The sequence below is a fragment of the Ornithinibacillus massiliensis genome, assembly GCF_018310345.1.
Lineage (GTDB): Bacteria > Bacillota > Bacilli > Bacillales > Amphibacillaceae > Ornithinibacillus > Ornithinibacillus massiliensis.
On record NZ_JAGXBY010000002.1, the window covers coordinates 547,379 to 563,419 of the forward strand.

Consider the following 16,041-nt stretch of genomic DNA (forward strand, 5'->3'; position numbering starts at 1 on the left):
TCATGTTATTATACGTTTAGAAGGATAAAGTTGTGACAAATGCCTATAAGACCATAACCCATAGAGCAGAATAAAGGTCTGACCTAGACAATACAACAGATGAGAAAGTTGCAATGTCAAGGACAGACCTATTGTGCTCCACACTTTATTTGAAGGATACACCCTGTTTATTCTTTATCAAGATTGACATTTTTAGCTGGTGCAAAAGTGGAAATTGCATGTTTAAAAATTAGCTGCTGCTTTCCTTCTGATTCTAACAATACGGTAAAATTATCAAACGCTTTGACGATTCCTCTTAACTGAAAACCATTCGTTAAAAATACAGTAACGGAAATATGCTCTTTTCTTAATTGATTTAAATATTGGTCTTGAATGTTTACTGATTGCGCCACCTAAGTTTCCTCCTCTTTTCTATCTATACTATTATATTTCTACTTAACTTTTAAGAAATCCTGCTAAATCATGTAAAATCTCATTAACTTTTTCACTTACGGTTAATGGTGTAACATGATACCAATGAACATCCATTTTGTTTTTAAACCAAGTATATTGTCTTTTAGCATACCTTCTTGAATTACGCTTTAGTAATTCAACGGAGGTCTCTAATGACGCCTCTCCCTTAATATATGGTATCAATTCTTTATACCCGATTGCCTTCATAGATGAAGCATTCTCATATCCACAATTAATCAATTGTCGAACTTCTTCTAACAATCCCACACGAATCATCTCATCTATCCGCAGATTAATTCGTTCATATAACAAGGAACGCTCCATTTCCAAGCCGATTAACATCGAATCATAGGGCATTTCTTCTTGTTGTTGTGATTGATAGGCAGTCATTGTTAGCCCCGTTTTCTCATATACTTCTAATGCCCGAATAACTCTTCGATAATTATTGGGATGTATTTTTTCTGCTTGTGTTGGATCAATTTGTTTTAAACGATCATACAATGGCTCTATTCCATACTTGTTCATTTCAGCTTCAAGTGATTTCGTTAAAGCATCATCTCGCTTTTCTTTAGAAAAGTGGTAATCATATAGCACGGATTGTATGTAAAGACCACTTCCACCAACGATAATTGGAATGTGGTTTCGTTCTGATATTTCCTTTATGTATTTTTGAACATAGTATTGAAAATCCGCAACCGAAAAACTTTCGTGAGGGTCTTTTATATTAATCATATGGTGCGGAATCCCTTGCATTTCCTCTTTCTTAATCTTTGCTGTACCAATATCCATGCCTCTATATACTTGCATGGAATCGCCACTAATAATTTCCCCATTAAACTTTTTGGCAACTTCTATGCTTAAGTTTGTCTTCCCTACTGCAGTAGGACCAACAATAGCTATAACCTTTTGTTTCATTCTTCTTCCCCTAATAATTCATTCTATTATTTATATGCGCGATATGCGGATAGCATCCAAACATATTTTTCATAGCTTCCTACTAGCGTAATTAATAAGTCTTTTGTAGGCTCGTCATTTCTTTCGTCTGCAAGCTTAAAACCGACTTCTTTAATCTCTGCAATGAGTTGTTTGTAATCGTCATGTAGTTGATCAAGTATTTCATCTTCTTTATCATCTGCGTTTGCTTCTACTAACGTCGCTTCTTTTAAGTATTTTGACATTGTCGCTAATGGTTTACCATCAATCATCAGTATTCTCTCTGCTACTTCATCAAGGTCTTCTGCGAATTTGGCATACATTTCTTCAAACAATGCATGTAGTTGAAAAAAATGCCTTCCTTGAACAAACCAATGATAACGATGTAGTTTTACATACATAACAAATTGATTCGATAGTAATTGATTTAAAAAATTTATCAGCTTTTGATTTTCCATCTGCACTCCACCTCTTTTGCTACTAGAAAAAGCAGTACCATTTTAAAACAGGGCATATCATCCCTTATTCTTAGGCTTTTATTACTAGCATTATCGAAGTGCAGATGAAATATACCTATTACATCACACGTTTAAACATTTTTTCTAACTCATACGTAGAAAAATGAATAATGATCGGCCGACCATGTGGGCATGTAAATGGATCAGTCGTTTTTCTTAAATCTTCCAGCAAGCGAAACATGTCATCATGGTTTAAGTGATGATTCGCTTTGATGGAACGTTTGCATGACATTAAAATGGCCGCCTCTTCCCGTATCGACTCAACATTAATTCGTTCATCATGCATAATTTGATCTATCATTTCACGAATGACTTCTTCTTCAAATCCCTTTGGAAACCAGTTTGGATAGGATCGAATAATATACGTTTGATTACCAAAATCTTCGAAGAATAGCCCAACACTTTCTAATTCATCCCGGTAATGGTCGATAAAGATAGACTCCTGCTTCGAAAACTCGAATGTTAATGGAATTAGCAATTCTTGAACCTCATTGGTCGTTTTTCCTAACTTTTTCTTAAAGAATTCATATTTAATCCGTTCCTGTGCAGCATGCTGATCAATCATATAAAATCCATTCTCATTTTGAGCAAGAATATAGGTGCCGTGTAGTTGGCCAATTGGATACATGGTTGGAACTCGGTCTTCAGAAGGAATGCCTTCTTCTTGTACTACAGGAGTCGGTGTAATTACTTCTTCCGGCTCAGAACCAAATCGTTCTTCTTTTTCTTGAACATGATGGTGCTTTCCATCTTGATCTACTATAATATCTTGTTTTACTTCTGGTTGGTACGCTGGATAATTATCCAATTTATTCGTAGGTTCTATCGTTTCCTTTAAAATTGTAGCAGACCGATCAAAATCCATTGTATGTTGAATGGATGGTCTAGGCTTTACCACCGGTTTTTGTTCAATCTCTGGAATTAGTCTAGTTTGTCTAAATGTATCTTGTATCAATTGCTCAACTAGTGTAAACAATTCTTTATCTTTACTAAAACGAGCCTCCAATTTTGTTGGATGGACATTAACATCAACTAAATAAGGATCCATTTCGATTGCTAGAACTGCAATCGGCGACCGCCCTATAGGTAGCAGCGTATGGTATCCACGAATTATCGCTTGATTTAACGGTATACTTTTAATATAACGACCATTTAATAGAATAGAAATGTAATTTCGTGATGCACGAGTGATTTCTGGCTTAGCTATAAACCCACTAATCTTGAAATCTAAAGTCTCGCCTTTAATAGGTAACATCTTCCTCGCGACACCCATTCCATATATTTGCGCGATAACTTGTAGTAAATCTCCAGTACCAGGCGTTTTAAATAAAGATTTCCCGTTATGTGTTGCCTCAAACCGAACTTCTGGATGGGATAATGCTAGCCTATTTAATAGATCTGTAATATGACCAAGCTCCGTGTGAATAGTCTTCATATATTTTAAACGTGCAGGTGTATTATAGAATAGGTCTGACACTGTTATCTCAGTACCTTTTCTAGCATCACTTTTCCCCCGCTCCGTTACGATGCCACCTTCAAGGGATAAGTACGTTCCAGCAGCATCCCCTTGAGAAGTTCTAATCGTTAATCTACTTACAGACGCGATACTCGCTAACGCCTCCCCACGAAATCCAAGCGTATGAACATGGAATAAGTCGGATTCATTTCTTATTTTACTAGTTGCATGGCGAAGAAACGCCCGTTCCACATCCTCTTCAACCATCCCTTCACCATCGTCTGTAATTTTAATTTGCTCTAAGCCTGCTTCATGTAATTCTATTTTCACCCAGGTACTACCAGCATCAATACTATTTTCAACTAATTCTTTGACAACAGAGGCGGGTCTTTCCACAACCTCTCCTGCTGCTATTTTATTCGCTAGAGAATCTGGCATTTGAAATATTTTCATTAGAAAGAACCCTTTCTATTAATTACTACTTTGATATCATGTTTTGTTTCACTAATTTTTGCAAGCGATGTAATTCGTTCATGGCCTCTAACGGAGTCATATCAAATAAATCGATTTGATTTATTGCATCTACTAGTTTCCTATCTTCCAGAGGAGGTGTAATCTTCTCCTTCACTGGTTTTACTTCCTCCTCAAATAAGGAAAGCTGATTGGACTCCTGGATATTCTCCTTCACTTCATGATTTTCCAATTGCTCTAAAATAACACTCGCCCGTCCGATTAATTTATCTGGTAGGTTTGCAAGTTTAGCTACATGAATTCCATAGCTTTTGTCTGCTGCCCCTTCTTTTATTTGGTGTAAAAAGACGACATTTCCCTCATATTCTTCCGCACGAACATGAATATTACGTAATCTAGGTAGATTTTCTTCTAGTGCCGTTAGTTCATGATAATGGGTAGAAAATAAAGTCTTGGCATGAATATGATCATGTATATATTCTACAATGGCTTGGGCAAGAGCCATACCATCATACGTACTAGTGCCTCGTCCAATTTCATCTAACAGGATTAGACTCCGATCTGTTGCATGCTCAATGGCATGATTGGCCTCCAACATTTCGACCATGAAAGTACTTTGTCCGGATACAAGGTCATCGGCAGCACCAATCCGAGTAAAGATTTGGTCAAAAATCATCAGCTCCGCTTCATCACATGGTACGAAACAACCAATTTGCCCCATAATAGCGATTAATGCTAGCTGTCTCATATACGTGCTTTTACCAGACATATTCGGACCTGTGATTAATAGAATACTTTTCTCATCATCTAACACGATGTCATTCGGGACAAATGTTCCATCATTCATCACCTGTTCAATCACAGGATGTCTACCATTTTTCACTTGAAGCTTATTTTCCGAAAACGTAGGACGATGATAATTATTTACTTCACTGACTGTCGCAAAAGCTTGTAAAACATCAATTTTACTTACAACATCTGCCAAAAATTGAATTCTAGGAATTTGCGCTTTAATTTGCTCCCGTATTTCTGTAAATAATGTGTATTCTAATTCAACACTTTTTTCTTCTGCTTCTAAAATCAACTGCTCTTTTTCTTTTAATTCAGGGGTGATAAATCTTTCTGCATTCGTTAACGTTTGCTTTCGCTCATATTTTCCTTCAGGTAACAGGTGTAAGTTAGCCTTCGTTACTTCAATATAATAACCAAACACCCGATTATACCCAATCTTTAATGATTTAATATTAGTTTCTTGCTTTTCTTTTTGCTCAAGTTCTGCAATCCATTTCTTTCCATTTCTAGATGCATCTCGATAGGTGTCGAGCTGCTCGTTGTAACCATTCTTGATAATGGACCCTTCTTTAATGGAAATAGGTGGATCTTCCATGATACTTTGTTCTAGCAAGTTAACTAAGTCCTCTGGATATTCTAGCAGTGTTGCTAAACCTCTAATTTCCTTATTGTCAATGGTTGAAAGTAGTCCTTTTATCTCCGGAATCCGTTTTAACGATTTTTTTAATTGTATAAGATCTCTTGCATTCACATTACCAAATGCAATCCTTCCAGCTAATCGCTCTAAATCATATACAGATTTCAAACTATCTCGAAGTGCATCTCTCTCCATAAATGACTGATAAAATCCTTCTACCGCTTCTAAGCGTTTCTCTATCTGTATGCGGTCTAGTAGTGGACGTTCTAGCCATTTTTTTAACATACGCGAACCCATTGCAGTGACTGTCTTATCTAACACCCACAATAGACTACCGTGTCTTCCTTTTCGAAGTATTGTTTCCGTCAGTTCCAGATTTCGTTTCGAATACATGTCCAAAGAAAGGAAGTGATCAAGCTCTAGTACTTCTGCCTGCTTTAGATGATCTAGTGACCTTTTTTGTGTATGTTGGACGTAATTTAATATCCTACTAAAAGCTTTCACTAATCTTTCGTCGTTTAGATTCTCACAAATGTCACGATACTCTCCATTGAATGTAACCTCATCCTGATAGGATAATGTTACGTGTAACCGATCTGTTAATTGCTTTTGTAATTCCTCAGGGAGTTCAGAAGAAATAACAATCTCTTTAATCGGTTGATTATAAAACTCATGAATGACACGGTCAAAACCAGAAGCAATCTGGGCAATGCGGCTCTCACCAGTGGAAAGATCACAGTATACAATAACAAATGATCCATCATGAAAATGGGATAAACTGGCGATATAATTATTGTTCCGTTCATTTAACATGGCACTTTCCATTACAGTACCTGGTGTGATCAGTTGTACCACTTCACGTTTCACAACACCTTTGGCCGTCTTGGGATCCTCCACCTGCTCACAAATGGCTACTTTATACCCTTTTTCAACTAGATTCTTTATATAGTTTTCCGCAGCATGGTATGGTACGCCACACATTGGAATAGGATCTTCTTTTCCTGCATCACGTTTCGTTAACGTGATTTCTAATTCTCTAGATGCCTGAATCGCATCATCAAAAAACATTTCGTAAAAATCGCCTAAGCGGAAAAATAGAAATGCATCTTTATATTCTGCTTTTATCTTTAAATATTGTTCCATCATCGGTGTATATTTTGCCATTACAAAATCCTCCAAAAGCCTACATATTATTCTATTATTATAGCATAAAATGAAAAGAAGGACTTATAGCTCAATTTACCAAAAAAAAACTTACGAGGAACATCCCCGTAAGTTGATTAATCTTTACTTCTACTACTTGAACTACTTTCTAGAAAGTCTGGATTTAAATCACTCAATTCATCTTCGGTAAGTGCGTAATCCCAGCTTTCCTCTTCATCTTGATGTTTGTGAGCTTTAGGTTTTACCTTAACAAATACTTTTGTTTCGCCTAGCACTTGAACCAAAAATTCTCTTTCAATATCTACAAGAATTTTATTTCCTTGGTTTGAAATTCTGCACTCCAAGCAATTAGGTTGTTGTAATACTTTACAAATCACATCATAATCATCGTTAATGCAATTCTCATCTAAAACACCTAGAGGAATATAGTCACAGTATGTTACTCGCTCTGTAACTACCTCCGTTTTTGTATTATCATTATAGGAATACCAAATATTAATCTCATAGCTTCCGTTAACTTCAATGGTATCCTCTGATTTTTTCTTTGCATTATATAGATGATTTATTACCCAGCATCCAAGGATACTTGTAGGTCTATGTGATGGCGAAACGGAATGAGTTGCCTGTGTGAATTTTTTACCCTTACCGATAACCGCTTTTGTAATTATTTCTCGGTAGTCTTTATCTAGAAAACTCATAATGACGTAAACCTCCTCTTTTTTCATAGTCATTTTATGCAAGACAAATACCTAAAGTGCATAATGAATGAAGAAAGAGTGAAAAGGAATTTCGTAAAATAGGCGATAACCGTTTCACAGCAGGTCTTTTAGGGTTTAGAATGGGAAAGCAAAAGAGCCTTTATAGCAGGCTCTTTAATTCTCATTATTTCCAAGTTATATAGATGGTCACTATTATGTTTTTTCAACTACTTAATCATGATTTCCTTTTTAGTGCGATTTTACAAAGTATTGGTAATGTGAAAAAGTGGCTGAAAATAAACTAAAAGACTTAAAAATAAATACTCTTGTATCCCAGCCACTTCCATTATTCTTTACGATTTACATGCTTATTTCTTTAAAACCGACCTCTTAATGGTCACAACCTACACTATTTTTTTCTCCTGTAGCTGTTTTCCCTGATAATGGATCTCCACCAGTTGATTCAATTACTTTATTCGTTACTTCGCGTGCGATCGTTTTAGACACGAGCTGCAATACGTCATTGACAACGATTTGAGTTTCTTTAAATTCCTGTACAATTGGAATTTCGTCAATTTCTGCTTGTAGACGATCTATCTCTTCCTCTATACGTTTTAGCGCCTCTCTTTTTTCATAGGCTTGGAAGTTAACTGCTTGCTTCTGTAACGTCTTAATTTTTTGGATCAATTTTTGGACCTTTTTATTTTCATTGATCTTTGCTTCCACTTGCTTAAACCGATCAATTTCTTCTGTATTAGCAAGCATATCGGCTAATTTTTTTGCTTCTTCTAATATTTGTGTACGAGTATATTCAGCCATTTATTTCACCTCTACTGTATTTTCAACCATAACACCGTTCAATGACCATGTCTTTGCTTCAGTTATTTTTACCTCTACAATTTTACCAATTGCAGACTTTGGTCCTTTGAAGTTAACTAGTTTGTTCTTCTCTGTATATCCAGCCAGAACATCAGGATCTTTTTTACTTTCGCCTTCTACCAGTACTTTGACAACTTTATTCTCATACGACTTCATGGAAGCAGCAGATTGCTTGTTGACAAGTTCATTTAAACGATAAAGACGTTTCTTCTTCACTTCTTCTGGCACATCATCTTTCTTCTTAGCTGCAGGTGTACCTTCACGAGGAGAGTAGATAAACGTATACGCAGCCTCGAACCCTACTTCTTCTACAAGTGACATCGTTTCCTCAAATTGTTCTTCCGTTTCATTCGGGAATCCTACTATAATATCTGTTGTTAATGTTACATTCGGAATAGCTTCACGGATTTTGCGAACTAACTCAAGGTAATCTTCACGTGTATATTTACGATTCATTCGTTTTAAAACTTCATTACTACCAGATTGTACTGGTAGGTGAATGTGGTCAAGTAAGTTTCCACCTTTTGCTAGAACTTCAATCAGGTGATCATCAAAGTCTCTAGGATGGGATGTTGTAAAACGAACACGTGGTATATCAATTTTATGGATATCATCCATTAAATCACCGAATCGATACTCGATATCCTCAAAATCCTTACCATAAGCATTAACATTTTGGCCAAGCAACGTAATCTCTTGATACCCTTGAGCAGCTAATTGACGGATTTCCTGTATAATATCTTCTGGTCTACGGCTTCTTTCCTTACCTCTTGTCATTGGAACTATACAGTAAGTACAGAATTTATCACAGCCATACATAATATTTACCCATGCTTTAATCTTCCCATTTCGGACCTTTGGAAGGTTTTCAATAATGTCCCCTTCTTTAGACCATACTTCAACCACTTGGGCCTTTCCAAACATTGCTTCTTTTAATAAATGTGGTAAACGATGGATATTATGTGTACCGAATACTAAGTCAATATGCTGATGTTTCTTCATGATACGATCAACGACAGATTCTTCTTGAGACATACAACCACAAACACCTAGGATTAGGTCCGGCTTCTCAACTTTTAGTGGCTTTAAGTGTCCAATTTCACCAAATACCTTATTCTCCGCGTTTTCACGTATAGCACAGGTATTGAGTAAGATGAGATCTGCTTCACTTGTTTCTGTGGTAGACTCATATCCCATTTCTGTAAGAATACCTGCCATGACTTCCGTATCATGTTCATTCATTTGACAACCATATGTACGGATGAGAAACTTCTTCCCTTTTCCGATTTCCTGCATATCTTCTGGAATACTAAAGTCATAATGAAATTGTACTTCTTCTCTACGACGCTTTCTAGCTTTCTTTAAATCAGGTGGTTGATAACTAGTTTGAAAATATTTGGCAATTAAATCATCACTAGACATTTTCTTTAAACGTTCCATATTATCTTGCTCTGAATTAAATTCAGTAGATTGAACTGGATTTATTTGTGCTTGTTCTAGTCGTTGTTTTTCATTCATCAGACGATCTCCTTTCTAATGGTCAGGAAAAAATATGTATCATTACTCATTATTACAGTATAAAGCCTTTCCATGAATTTAACAATAATTGTGAGAAAACGACACAATTAATTTTAATCTATTCTTCACTTGTAATAGTGGAGGCTGGTGCTCAATATAAACCGGAAGTAGCTACCGATGGCCTACAGTAGACTGCTCATATTTAACTAGCTACTTTCTTACAACGGGATAAAATACTTGGTCAATATTATTCCCCGAGCAAAAATAAAAGTGCTACGCATATTAGCGTAACACTATGTATTCAGTAGGCTATCTTGGTTCAACAATTAATTTAATTGCTGTTCTTTCCTCGTTGTCGATCATAATGTCTGTAAAGGCAGGAATGCAAATTAAATCCACTCCACTAGGGGCCACAAATCCTCTAGCGATTGCAACTGCTTTGACGGCCTGGTTAAGTGCTCCAGCGCCTATAGCTTGAATTTCTGCTGTGCCACGTTCGCGTAATACATTCGCAAGTGCTCCCGCTACTGAATTTGGGTTTGATTTAGCTGAGACCTTTAATATTTCCAATACTAGTACCTCCTTCATTTCCTATTATAGTTCCTACTGCTACTATATTCTCTTAACCGTTAGCTTATAACCTTATTATGCATCAACAATTCGAAAAATTCAAATATCCCCACTACTTGAAGACCTATGAAAAGAAAGGATGATCTTCATTAATCATGATTCTCTCAATTTTAGTTGCTTTTCCGCTTTCCTCATTAATAGATACTAAGACCCCATTTAATTGATTCCGCCCATTGGTATCTGGTTCAAATCGAACAGGTAAACTGGTTAAAAACCTTTTCAGTACCGCCTCCCGTTCAACTCCTAATATCCCATCATAAGGTCCAGTCATCCCTACATCTGTAATATATGCCGTACCACCTGGTAAAATGCGATTATCTGCTGTTTGTGTATGTGTATGCGTACCAACTACTGCACTTACACGGCCATCCACATACCAACCCATCGCTTGTTTTTCACTAGTAGCTTCGGCATGAAAGTCTAAAAAGATTAGATTAGTTCTCTTCTTAGCATCCGCAATTAATTCATCTGCTTTTGTAAATGGATCGTCTATTGCTGGTAAAAATGTGCGCCCTTGTAAGTTCATAACTGCTATTTCAATTCCATTTATGTTGATAAAGGTTAACCCCTTTCCTGGGGTTCCTTCTGGAAAATTAGCAGGTCTAATTAAATTCTTCGCATCATCTATAAATTCAAAGATGTCCTTCTTATCCCAAGTATGATTCCCCATTGTAATCACTTGTGCACCAAGTCCCATAAATTGTTTATAAATTTTCTCGGTAATTCCCTTGCCTGAAGCAGCGTTTTCTCCATTTATAATAATAGCATGCGGTTTATATTTGTCTTTTAATCTAGGTAAATATTCTTGTACCATATCTCTTCCAGGAGACCCAAAAACATCTCCAATAAATAAAATCTTCATCTTATTAATCATCCTTATCATTTCAATATGTTATTAGTTTTTCATATCCTTTACCTAATGTCAAAGTAATCCAATGAAAAAAAGGACATATAAAAAGTGGGGGCTATTATCCCCCACTTACTTCGTTACCTGTTATTTAGCATATTCTACTGCTCTCGTTTCACGAATTACAGTCACTTTAATATGACCTGGATAATCAAGCTCACTTTCAATACGTTTACGAATATCTCTTGCAATACGTGCAGAATCTATATCATCTATTTCATCCGGCTTCACCATGATTCGAATCTCTCTTCCGGCTTGGATGGCAAATGATTTTTCAACACCTGCGAACGACTCAGAAATTTCTTCTAACTTCTCTAGACGTTTAATATAATTTTCCAATGTTTCACTTCTAGCACCTGGTCGTGCAGCAGATAAAGCATCAGCAGCTGCTACTAGTACTGAAATGATAGAAGTAGGTTCTTCATCACCATGGTGAGAAGCAATCGCATTGATTACAACTTCGTGTTCTTTGTATTTCGTTGCAAGCTCTTTACCAATTTCAACGTGGCTTCCTTCCACTTCATGATCAATTGCTTTCCCAATATCATGAAGTAATCCAGCTCTTCTTGCCAATCTTACATCTTCACCTAATTCAGCAGCAAGTAAACCTGATAAATATGCAACTTCTGTTGAATGTTTCAATACGTTTTGACCATAGCTTGTACGATATTTTAGGCGACCGAGAATTTTAATTAGATCAGGATGTAGACCATGTACACCAACCTCAAATGTTGTTTCTTCCCCAACTTCCCGTATATACTCATCCACTTCACGACGAGCTTTATCCACCATTTCTTCAATTCTCGCTGGGTGAATTCTACCGTCTTGTACGAGTTTTTCTAACGCTATACGAGCAGTTTCTCTACGAATCGGGTCAAAACCAGATAGAATGACTGCTTCTGGTGTATCATCAATGATTAAATCGATTCCTGTTAACGTTTCTAATGTACGAATGTTTCGACCTTCACGACCAATAATACGACCTTTCATTTCATCATTAGGAAGATTCACAACAGATACAGTAGTCTCAGCAACGTGGTCTGCAGCACAGCGTTGTAATGCTAAAGATAAGATGCTTTTTGCTTTCTTATCTGCTTCTTCTTTGGCACGATTCTCAGATTCTTTAACCATAATTGCTGATTCATGTGCTAATTCCTTTTCAAGTCGCTCTAAAATGATGCTTCTTGCCTGATCAGTAGTATATCCAGAAATGCGCTCAAGCTCCGTTTGCTGCTCATGTAACATTGCTTCCACTTTGCTTTCCATTTCTTCAATTTGTTGTTGTTTTTCTGTAAGCGATTGTTCACGTTTTTCAAGCATCAACTCACGCTTATCCAATGTTTCACTTTTTCTATCCAGATTTTCTTCTCTTTGCATCAGGCGATTTTCTTGCTTTTGTACTTCAGAACGACGTTCACGTAATTCTTGCTCTGTCTGCTGACGAAGTTTATGATTCTCATCCTTCGCCTCAAGAAGCGCCTCTTTTTTAGCGGCATCTGCATTTCGATGTGCTTCTTCAACTATTTGCTTTGCTAAATTTTCCGCACTGGAAATTTTAGCTTCTGCTATAGATTTACGAATCAGATAACCAACAAACAAACCGACTATAAGGAATAATAAGGCAAGCAAAATGGAGATGAGTAGATTTAAATCTTCCACGTTTTCACCTCCTCTTGCTATAAAATTGTTTCGGTTCATTCATTTAAATTGTCGGCATGTACCATATTCAATGAATAATTTAAAATCGTATAATAAAAATATAAAATTATACAATTTAATTTTATCTGTCCAGAAAAATAATGTCAAGGAATCGACAAAAATAAAATGAATATGTTTTCCATTAATTAGTATACAAAAAAAGGTCTATTCACCCAACATAATACGCATTAAAGAATAGCATATATGTTAAAGGTGAAAGACCCTTTTACAATTTCAGTCAACAAATTGCTTAAACATCAAGTGTTTCTTGTTCTGGCTCGCCTTCTTCACGTTCCACTTCACCATCTAGTTGATAGTGATCACGAATAGCCTGATGAATTTCATCCATAATATCTTGATTTTCCTTTAAGAATACTTTAGCATTCTCTCTACCTTGCCCTAACCTTTCACCTTGGTAAGCATACCAAGCCCCACTTTTCTGAACAACATCTAAATCGGAACCGATATCAAGTATTTCACCTTCTATGGAAATACCCTCACCATACATAATATCGACTTCTGCTGTTTTAAATGGTGGTGCTACTTTGTTTTTAACTACTTTTATTTTCGCTCTATTACCAATCATATCATTACCTTGTTTCAATGTTTCCGCACGGCGCACTTCTAATCTAACAGATGAATAGAATTTCAAGGCACGTCCACCAGGAGTAGTTTCTGGATTACCAAACATAACACCGATTTTCTCACGGACTTGGTTAATGAAAATGGCAGTGGTTTTCGACTTATTGATCGCACCAGAAAGTTTTCTTAAAGCTTGTGACATCAGTCTAGCTTGTAGTCCCATATGGGAATCTCCCATTTCTCCCTCAATTTCTGCTTTCGGAACTAATGCAGCTACTGAGTCCACTACTAGAATATCTACTGCTCCACTACGCACTAATGCTTCCGCTATTTCTAGTGCTTGCTCACCTGTATCCGGTTGAGATAGTAATAATTCATCTATATTAACACCTAGTGCTCTTGCATATGTTGGATCAAGTGCATGCTCCGCATCAATAAATGCAGCTTGTCCACCTTCTTTTTGTGCCTCAGCAATCGCATGTAATGCGACGGTTGTCTTACCAGAAGATTCTGGTCCATAAATTTCAATAATTCTTCCTTTCGGATATCCACCTATACCTAGTGCTATATCCAATGCTAGGGAGCCACTAGAGGTGGTCGCTAGTTTCTGACCTGCTTGTTCTCCTAATTTCATGACGGAACCTTTACCGAACTGCTTTTCTATTTGCTTTAAAGCCATGTCTAAGGCCTGTTTTCTATCACTCAACGAAACTACCTCCTTAAATTAACTATATCTATCATACATTGTTTTTATCATTTTGCCAAGCAAAAAAACGAATAAATGTTCCCCTTTTTTATAAGGTATTTTCCTTTTAAAAATCGATTACAGGCATTTCCATAGACCTATAATCGATTTTTCTTGAAATATTAATCGAATAAATTCTGTTTTAATAGATTAAATAAAAGTTCAAAACCTTTCATAACAGCACGATGGCGTATACTAGCTCTATCCCCTATCAATTCAAATTTCTCGACAAGGTGAACTTTATCTTGAACAAACACAGAAACATAAACCGTCCCCACTGGTTTCCCTTCGACAGCATCTGGACCAGCAATCCCGGTAAAACTAATGCCAATACTAGAATGTAGCTTTTGAGCTACATTCTTAGACATTTCCAATGCACATTCTCTACTAACCGTACCATAAGATGTAAGAATTTCCTCTGAAACCCCTAATACATCTCGCTTTACCGATTCGTCATAGCAAACAATCGAACCTTTGCAGACTTCTGAGGCACCAGGTACGGAGATGATTTTCTCGATAAACTTCCCACCGGTTAGACTTTCTGCTGAGGCAAGGGTTAGTTTTAGCTCTTTTAAATTATTGATAATAGATTGTTCAATCGTTTCATCATTCATTCCGACATAGAATGGATGAACCTTAGCTAAAACGTTTGCCTTTGTTTCTTCCAACATAACGATAGCTTCATCTTCACTGGCTGCTTTAGCTGTTAATCGTAGTACAATGCCATTACTTTGTGCTAATGGTGCAATGGTTGGGTTTTGTTGCTGCTCCATTAACTCTTTTAGTTCATGTTCAAGTTTCGATTCTCCAATTCCTATAAATCTTAGAACATACGATTTAATGATTTCCGTTAGATTCAATTCTTTTCTTAAAATGGGTAAAACCTCATCTACCATAATAGCTTTCATCTCACGAGGAACACCTGGCAAGAAAATCCAAATCGTATCATTGTAGTGAACGAGCATACCTGGTGCCATTCCAACTGGATTATGAAAAACTAGAGAATCCTTAAATACCCTTGCTTGTTTACGGTTATTTGGGGTCATTTGACTATTCTGTTTAGCAAAAACAGCCTCTATCTTCTCCATGGAAGCAGGATGTTCTACCATTGTTAAACCGCTCATTAATTGAAATGCTTCTCGGGTTAAATCATCATCTGTAGGACCAAGCCCTCCCGTAACAATAACTACATCAGATCGGTCGTTAGCCAAAGCAAACGTATCTTTAACTCTGGTCAAATTATCTCCGACAACACCATGATAATAAACGTTTATTCCTTGGAGAGCGAGTTGTTCCGAAATCCATTGTGCGTTTGTATTAGCTATTTGGCCTAACAAAAGTTCTGTACCAACAGCAATAATTTCCGTTTTAATCTGCTTCATTATTTAGAATCCCTCATTACATGAATATTTTTGGCAAAATAGTCGTAACCAGAAAGTACGGTAAAGAATAATGCCACATAAAGCATGATTGTAGCAAAAGGAAAACCAACAAAAGAGAATGGGAAATTATGTAATAAAAGTGCTGCTATAGCAATCATTTGCGTAGCGGTTTTTAATTTCCCCATTTTCCCTGCCGCAAGGACAATCCCTTCACCAGCAGCAACTAATCGAAGTCCTGTTACAGCGAACTCTCTACTAATAATAATAATCACTACCCATGCAGGTGCCGCTCCAATTTCAACTAATAAGATTAAAGCGGCAGAAACTAATAATTTATCTGCTAAAGGATCTAGAAATTTCCCTAAATTGGTAACAAGATTATGTTTTCTAGCATAATGACCATCAATCCAGTCCGTTGCAGAAGCAATAATGAAAAGTAAAGCAGCGATAAAATGGGATACTGGTAAAGTATTATCACCAATAGACCACTCTCCCCAATTTAAGGGAAGGATCAGTAACAGAATAAAAATAGGAATTAATAAAATTCTAGATAGGGTAATTCGATTTGGTATATTCAT

14 protein-coding genes are annotated in these 16,041 nt (G+C 36.5%); all 14 read right to left on the bottom strand.

Annotation, left to right across the window (positions count from 1 at the left end; all coding sequences use genetic code 11):
• Positions 1–167 precede the first annotated feature (167 nt).
• A complete protein-coding gene (gene hfq / locus KGF86_RS07075) occupies positions 168–392 on the bottom strand; it encodes an RNA chaperone Hfq (protein WP_186868752.1) in 225 nt (74 codons plus the stop codon).
• Positions 393–435: 43 nt separating this feature from the next.
• On the bottom strand, positions 436–1,368 hold the full coding sequence (gene miaA / locus KGF86_RS07080) for a tRNA (adenosine(37)-N6)-dimethylallyltransferase MiaA (RefSeq protein WP_211741467.1): 933 nt from the start codon (positions 1,366–1,368) through the stop codon (positions 436–438).
• Positions 1,369–1,394: 26 nt separating this feature from the next.
• Positions 1,395–1,844, bottom strand: a complete 450-nt coding sequence (locus KGF86_RS07085) for a Dps family protein (RefSeq protein ID WP_186868750.1) — start codon at positions 1,842–1,844, stop codon at positions 1,395–1,397.
• A 118-nt stretch (positions 1,845–1,962) separates the two neighbouring features.
• Positions 1,963–3,813 (bottom strand): DNA mismatch repair endonuclease MutL, encoded by a 1,851-nt coding sequence (gene mutL / locus KGF86_RS07090; RefSeq protein WP_211741468.1) that lies wholly within the window; start codon positions 3,811–3,813, stop codon positions 1,963–1,965.
• Between the two features lie 25 nt (positions 3,814–3,838).
• Positions 3,839–6,424: a DNA mismatch repair protein MutS gene (mutS, locus tag KGF86_RS07095; RefSeq protein WP_186868748.1), complete on the bottom strand. Its 2,586-nt coding sequence runs from the start codon at positions 6,422–6,424 to the stop codon at positions 3,839–3,841.
• Between the two features lie 116 nt (positions 6,425–6,540).
• A complete protein-coding gene (cotE, locus tag KGF86_RS07100; protein ID WP_186868747.1) occupies positions 6,541–7,122 on the bottom strand; it encodes an outer spore coat protein CotE in 582 nt (193 codons plus the stop codon).
• A 390-nt stretch (positions 7,123–7,512) separates the two neighbouring features.
• Entirely contained in the window at positions 7,513–7,941 is a 429-nt protein-coding gene (locus KGF86_RS07105; RefSeq protein ID WP_211741469.1) for a YlbF/YmcA family competence regulator, read from the bottom strand.
• Complete coding sequence (miaB, locus tag KGF86_RS07110; RefSeq protein ID WP_186868745.1) at positions 7,942–9,519, bottom strand: tRNA (N6-isopentenyl adenosine(37)-C2)-methylthiotransferase MiaB; 1,578 nt, start codon at positions 9,517–9,519, stop codon at positions 7,942–7,944.
• A 309-nt stretch (positions 9,520–9,828) separates the two neighbouring features.
• A complete protein-coding gene (spoVS, locus tag KGF86_RS07115) occupies positions 9,829–10,089 on the bottom strand; it encodes a stage V sporulation protein SpoVS (protein WP_010093295.1) in 261 nt (86 codons plus the stop codon).
• Positions 10,090–10,213: 124 nt separating this feature from the next.
• Positions 10,214–11,011 (bottom strand): TIGR00282 family metallophosphoesterase, encoded by a 798-nt coding sequence (locus KGF86_RS07120; protein ID WP_186868744.1) that lies wholly within the window; start codon positions 11,009–11,011, stop codon positions 10,214–10,216.
• Positions 11,012–11,143: 132 nt separating this feature from the next.
• Positions 11,144–12,754, bottom strand: a complete 1,611-nt coding sequence (gene rny, locus KGF86_RS07125; protein ID WP_186868743.1) for a ribonuclease Y — start codon at positions 12,752–12,754, stop codon at positions 11,144–11,146.
• A gap of 250 nt (positions 12,755–13,004) precedes the next feature.
• The gene (gene recA, locus KGF86_RS07130) at positions 13,005–14,042 is read right to left on the bottom strand and encodes a recombinase RecA (RefSeq protein ID WP_186868742.1); all 1,038 of its coding nucleotides are present in this window, start codon (positions 14,040–14,042) and stop codon (positions 13,005–13,007) included.
• 161 nt (positions 14,043–14,203) lie between these two features.
• A complete protein-coding gene (locus tag KGF86_RS07135; RefSeq protein ID WP_186868741.1) occupies positions 14,204–15,463 on the bottom strand; it encodes a competence/damage-inducible protein A in 1,260 nt (419 codons plus the stop codon).
• Positions 15,463–16,041 carry a CDP-diacylglycerol--glycerol-3-phosphate 3-phosphatidyltransferase gene (gene pgsA, locus KGF86_RS07140; protein ID WP_186868740.1) on the bottom strand — a complete coding sequence of 193 codons (579 nt, stop codon included), beginning with the start codon at positions 16,039–16,041 and terminating at the stop codon, positions 15,463–15,465. Before pgsA ends, KGF86_RS07135 begins: the two co-directional genes overlap by 1 nt.

Bases quoted from the DNA above. Each gene is read 5' to 3' on its own strand.
- miaA (WP_211741467.1), bottom strand. From the start codon at position 1,368: ATGAAACAAAAGGTTATAGCTATTGTTGGTCCTACTGCAGTAGGGAAG.
- KGF86_RS07085 (WP_186868750.1), bottom strand. From the start codon at position 1,844: ATGGAAAATCAAAAGCTGATAAATTTTTTAAATCAATTACTATCGAAT.
- mutL (WP_211741468.1), bottom strand. From the start codon at position 3,813: ATGAAAATATTTCAAATGCCAGATTCTCTAGCGAATAAAATAGCAGCA.
- mutS (WP_186868748.1), bottom strand. From the start codon at position 6,424: ATGGCAAAATATACACCGATGATGGAACAATATTTAAAGATAAAAGCA.
- cotE (WP_186868747.1), bottom strand. From the start codon at position 7,122: ATGAGTTTTCTAGATAAAGACTACCGAGAAATAATTACAAAAGCGGTT.
- KGF86_RS07105 (WP_211741469.1), bottom strand. From the start codon at position 7,941: ATGGCTGAATATACTCGTACACAAATATTAGAAGAAGCAAAAAAATTA.
- miaB (WP_186868745.1), bottom strand. From the start codon at position 9,519: ATGAATGAAAAACAACGACTAGAACAAGCACAAATAAATCCAGTTCAA.
- KGF86_RS07120 (WP_186868744.1), bottom strand. From the start codon at position 11,011: ATGAAGATTTTATTTATTGGAGATGTTTTTGGGTCTCCTGGAAGAGAT.
- rny (WP_186868743.1), bottom strand. From the start codon at position 12,754: ATGAACCGAAACAATTTTATAGCAAGAGGAGGTGAAAACGTGGAAGAT.
- KGF86_RS07135 (WP_186868741.1), bottom strand. From the start codon at position 15,463: ATGAAGCAGATTAAAACGGAAATTATTGCTGTTGGTACAGAACTTTTG.
- pgsA (WP_186868740.1), bottom strand. From the start codon at position 16,041: ATGAATATACCAAATCGAATTACCCTATCTAGAATTTTATTAATTCCT.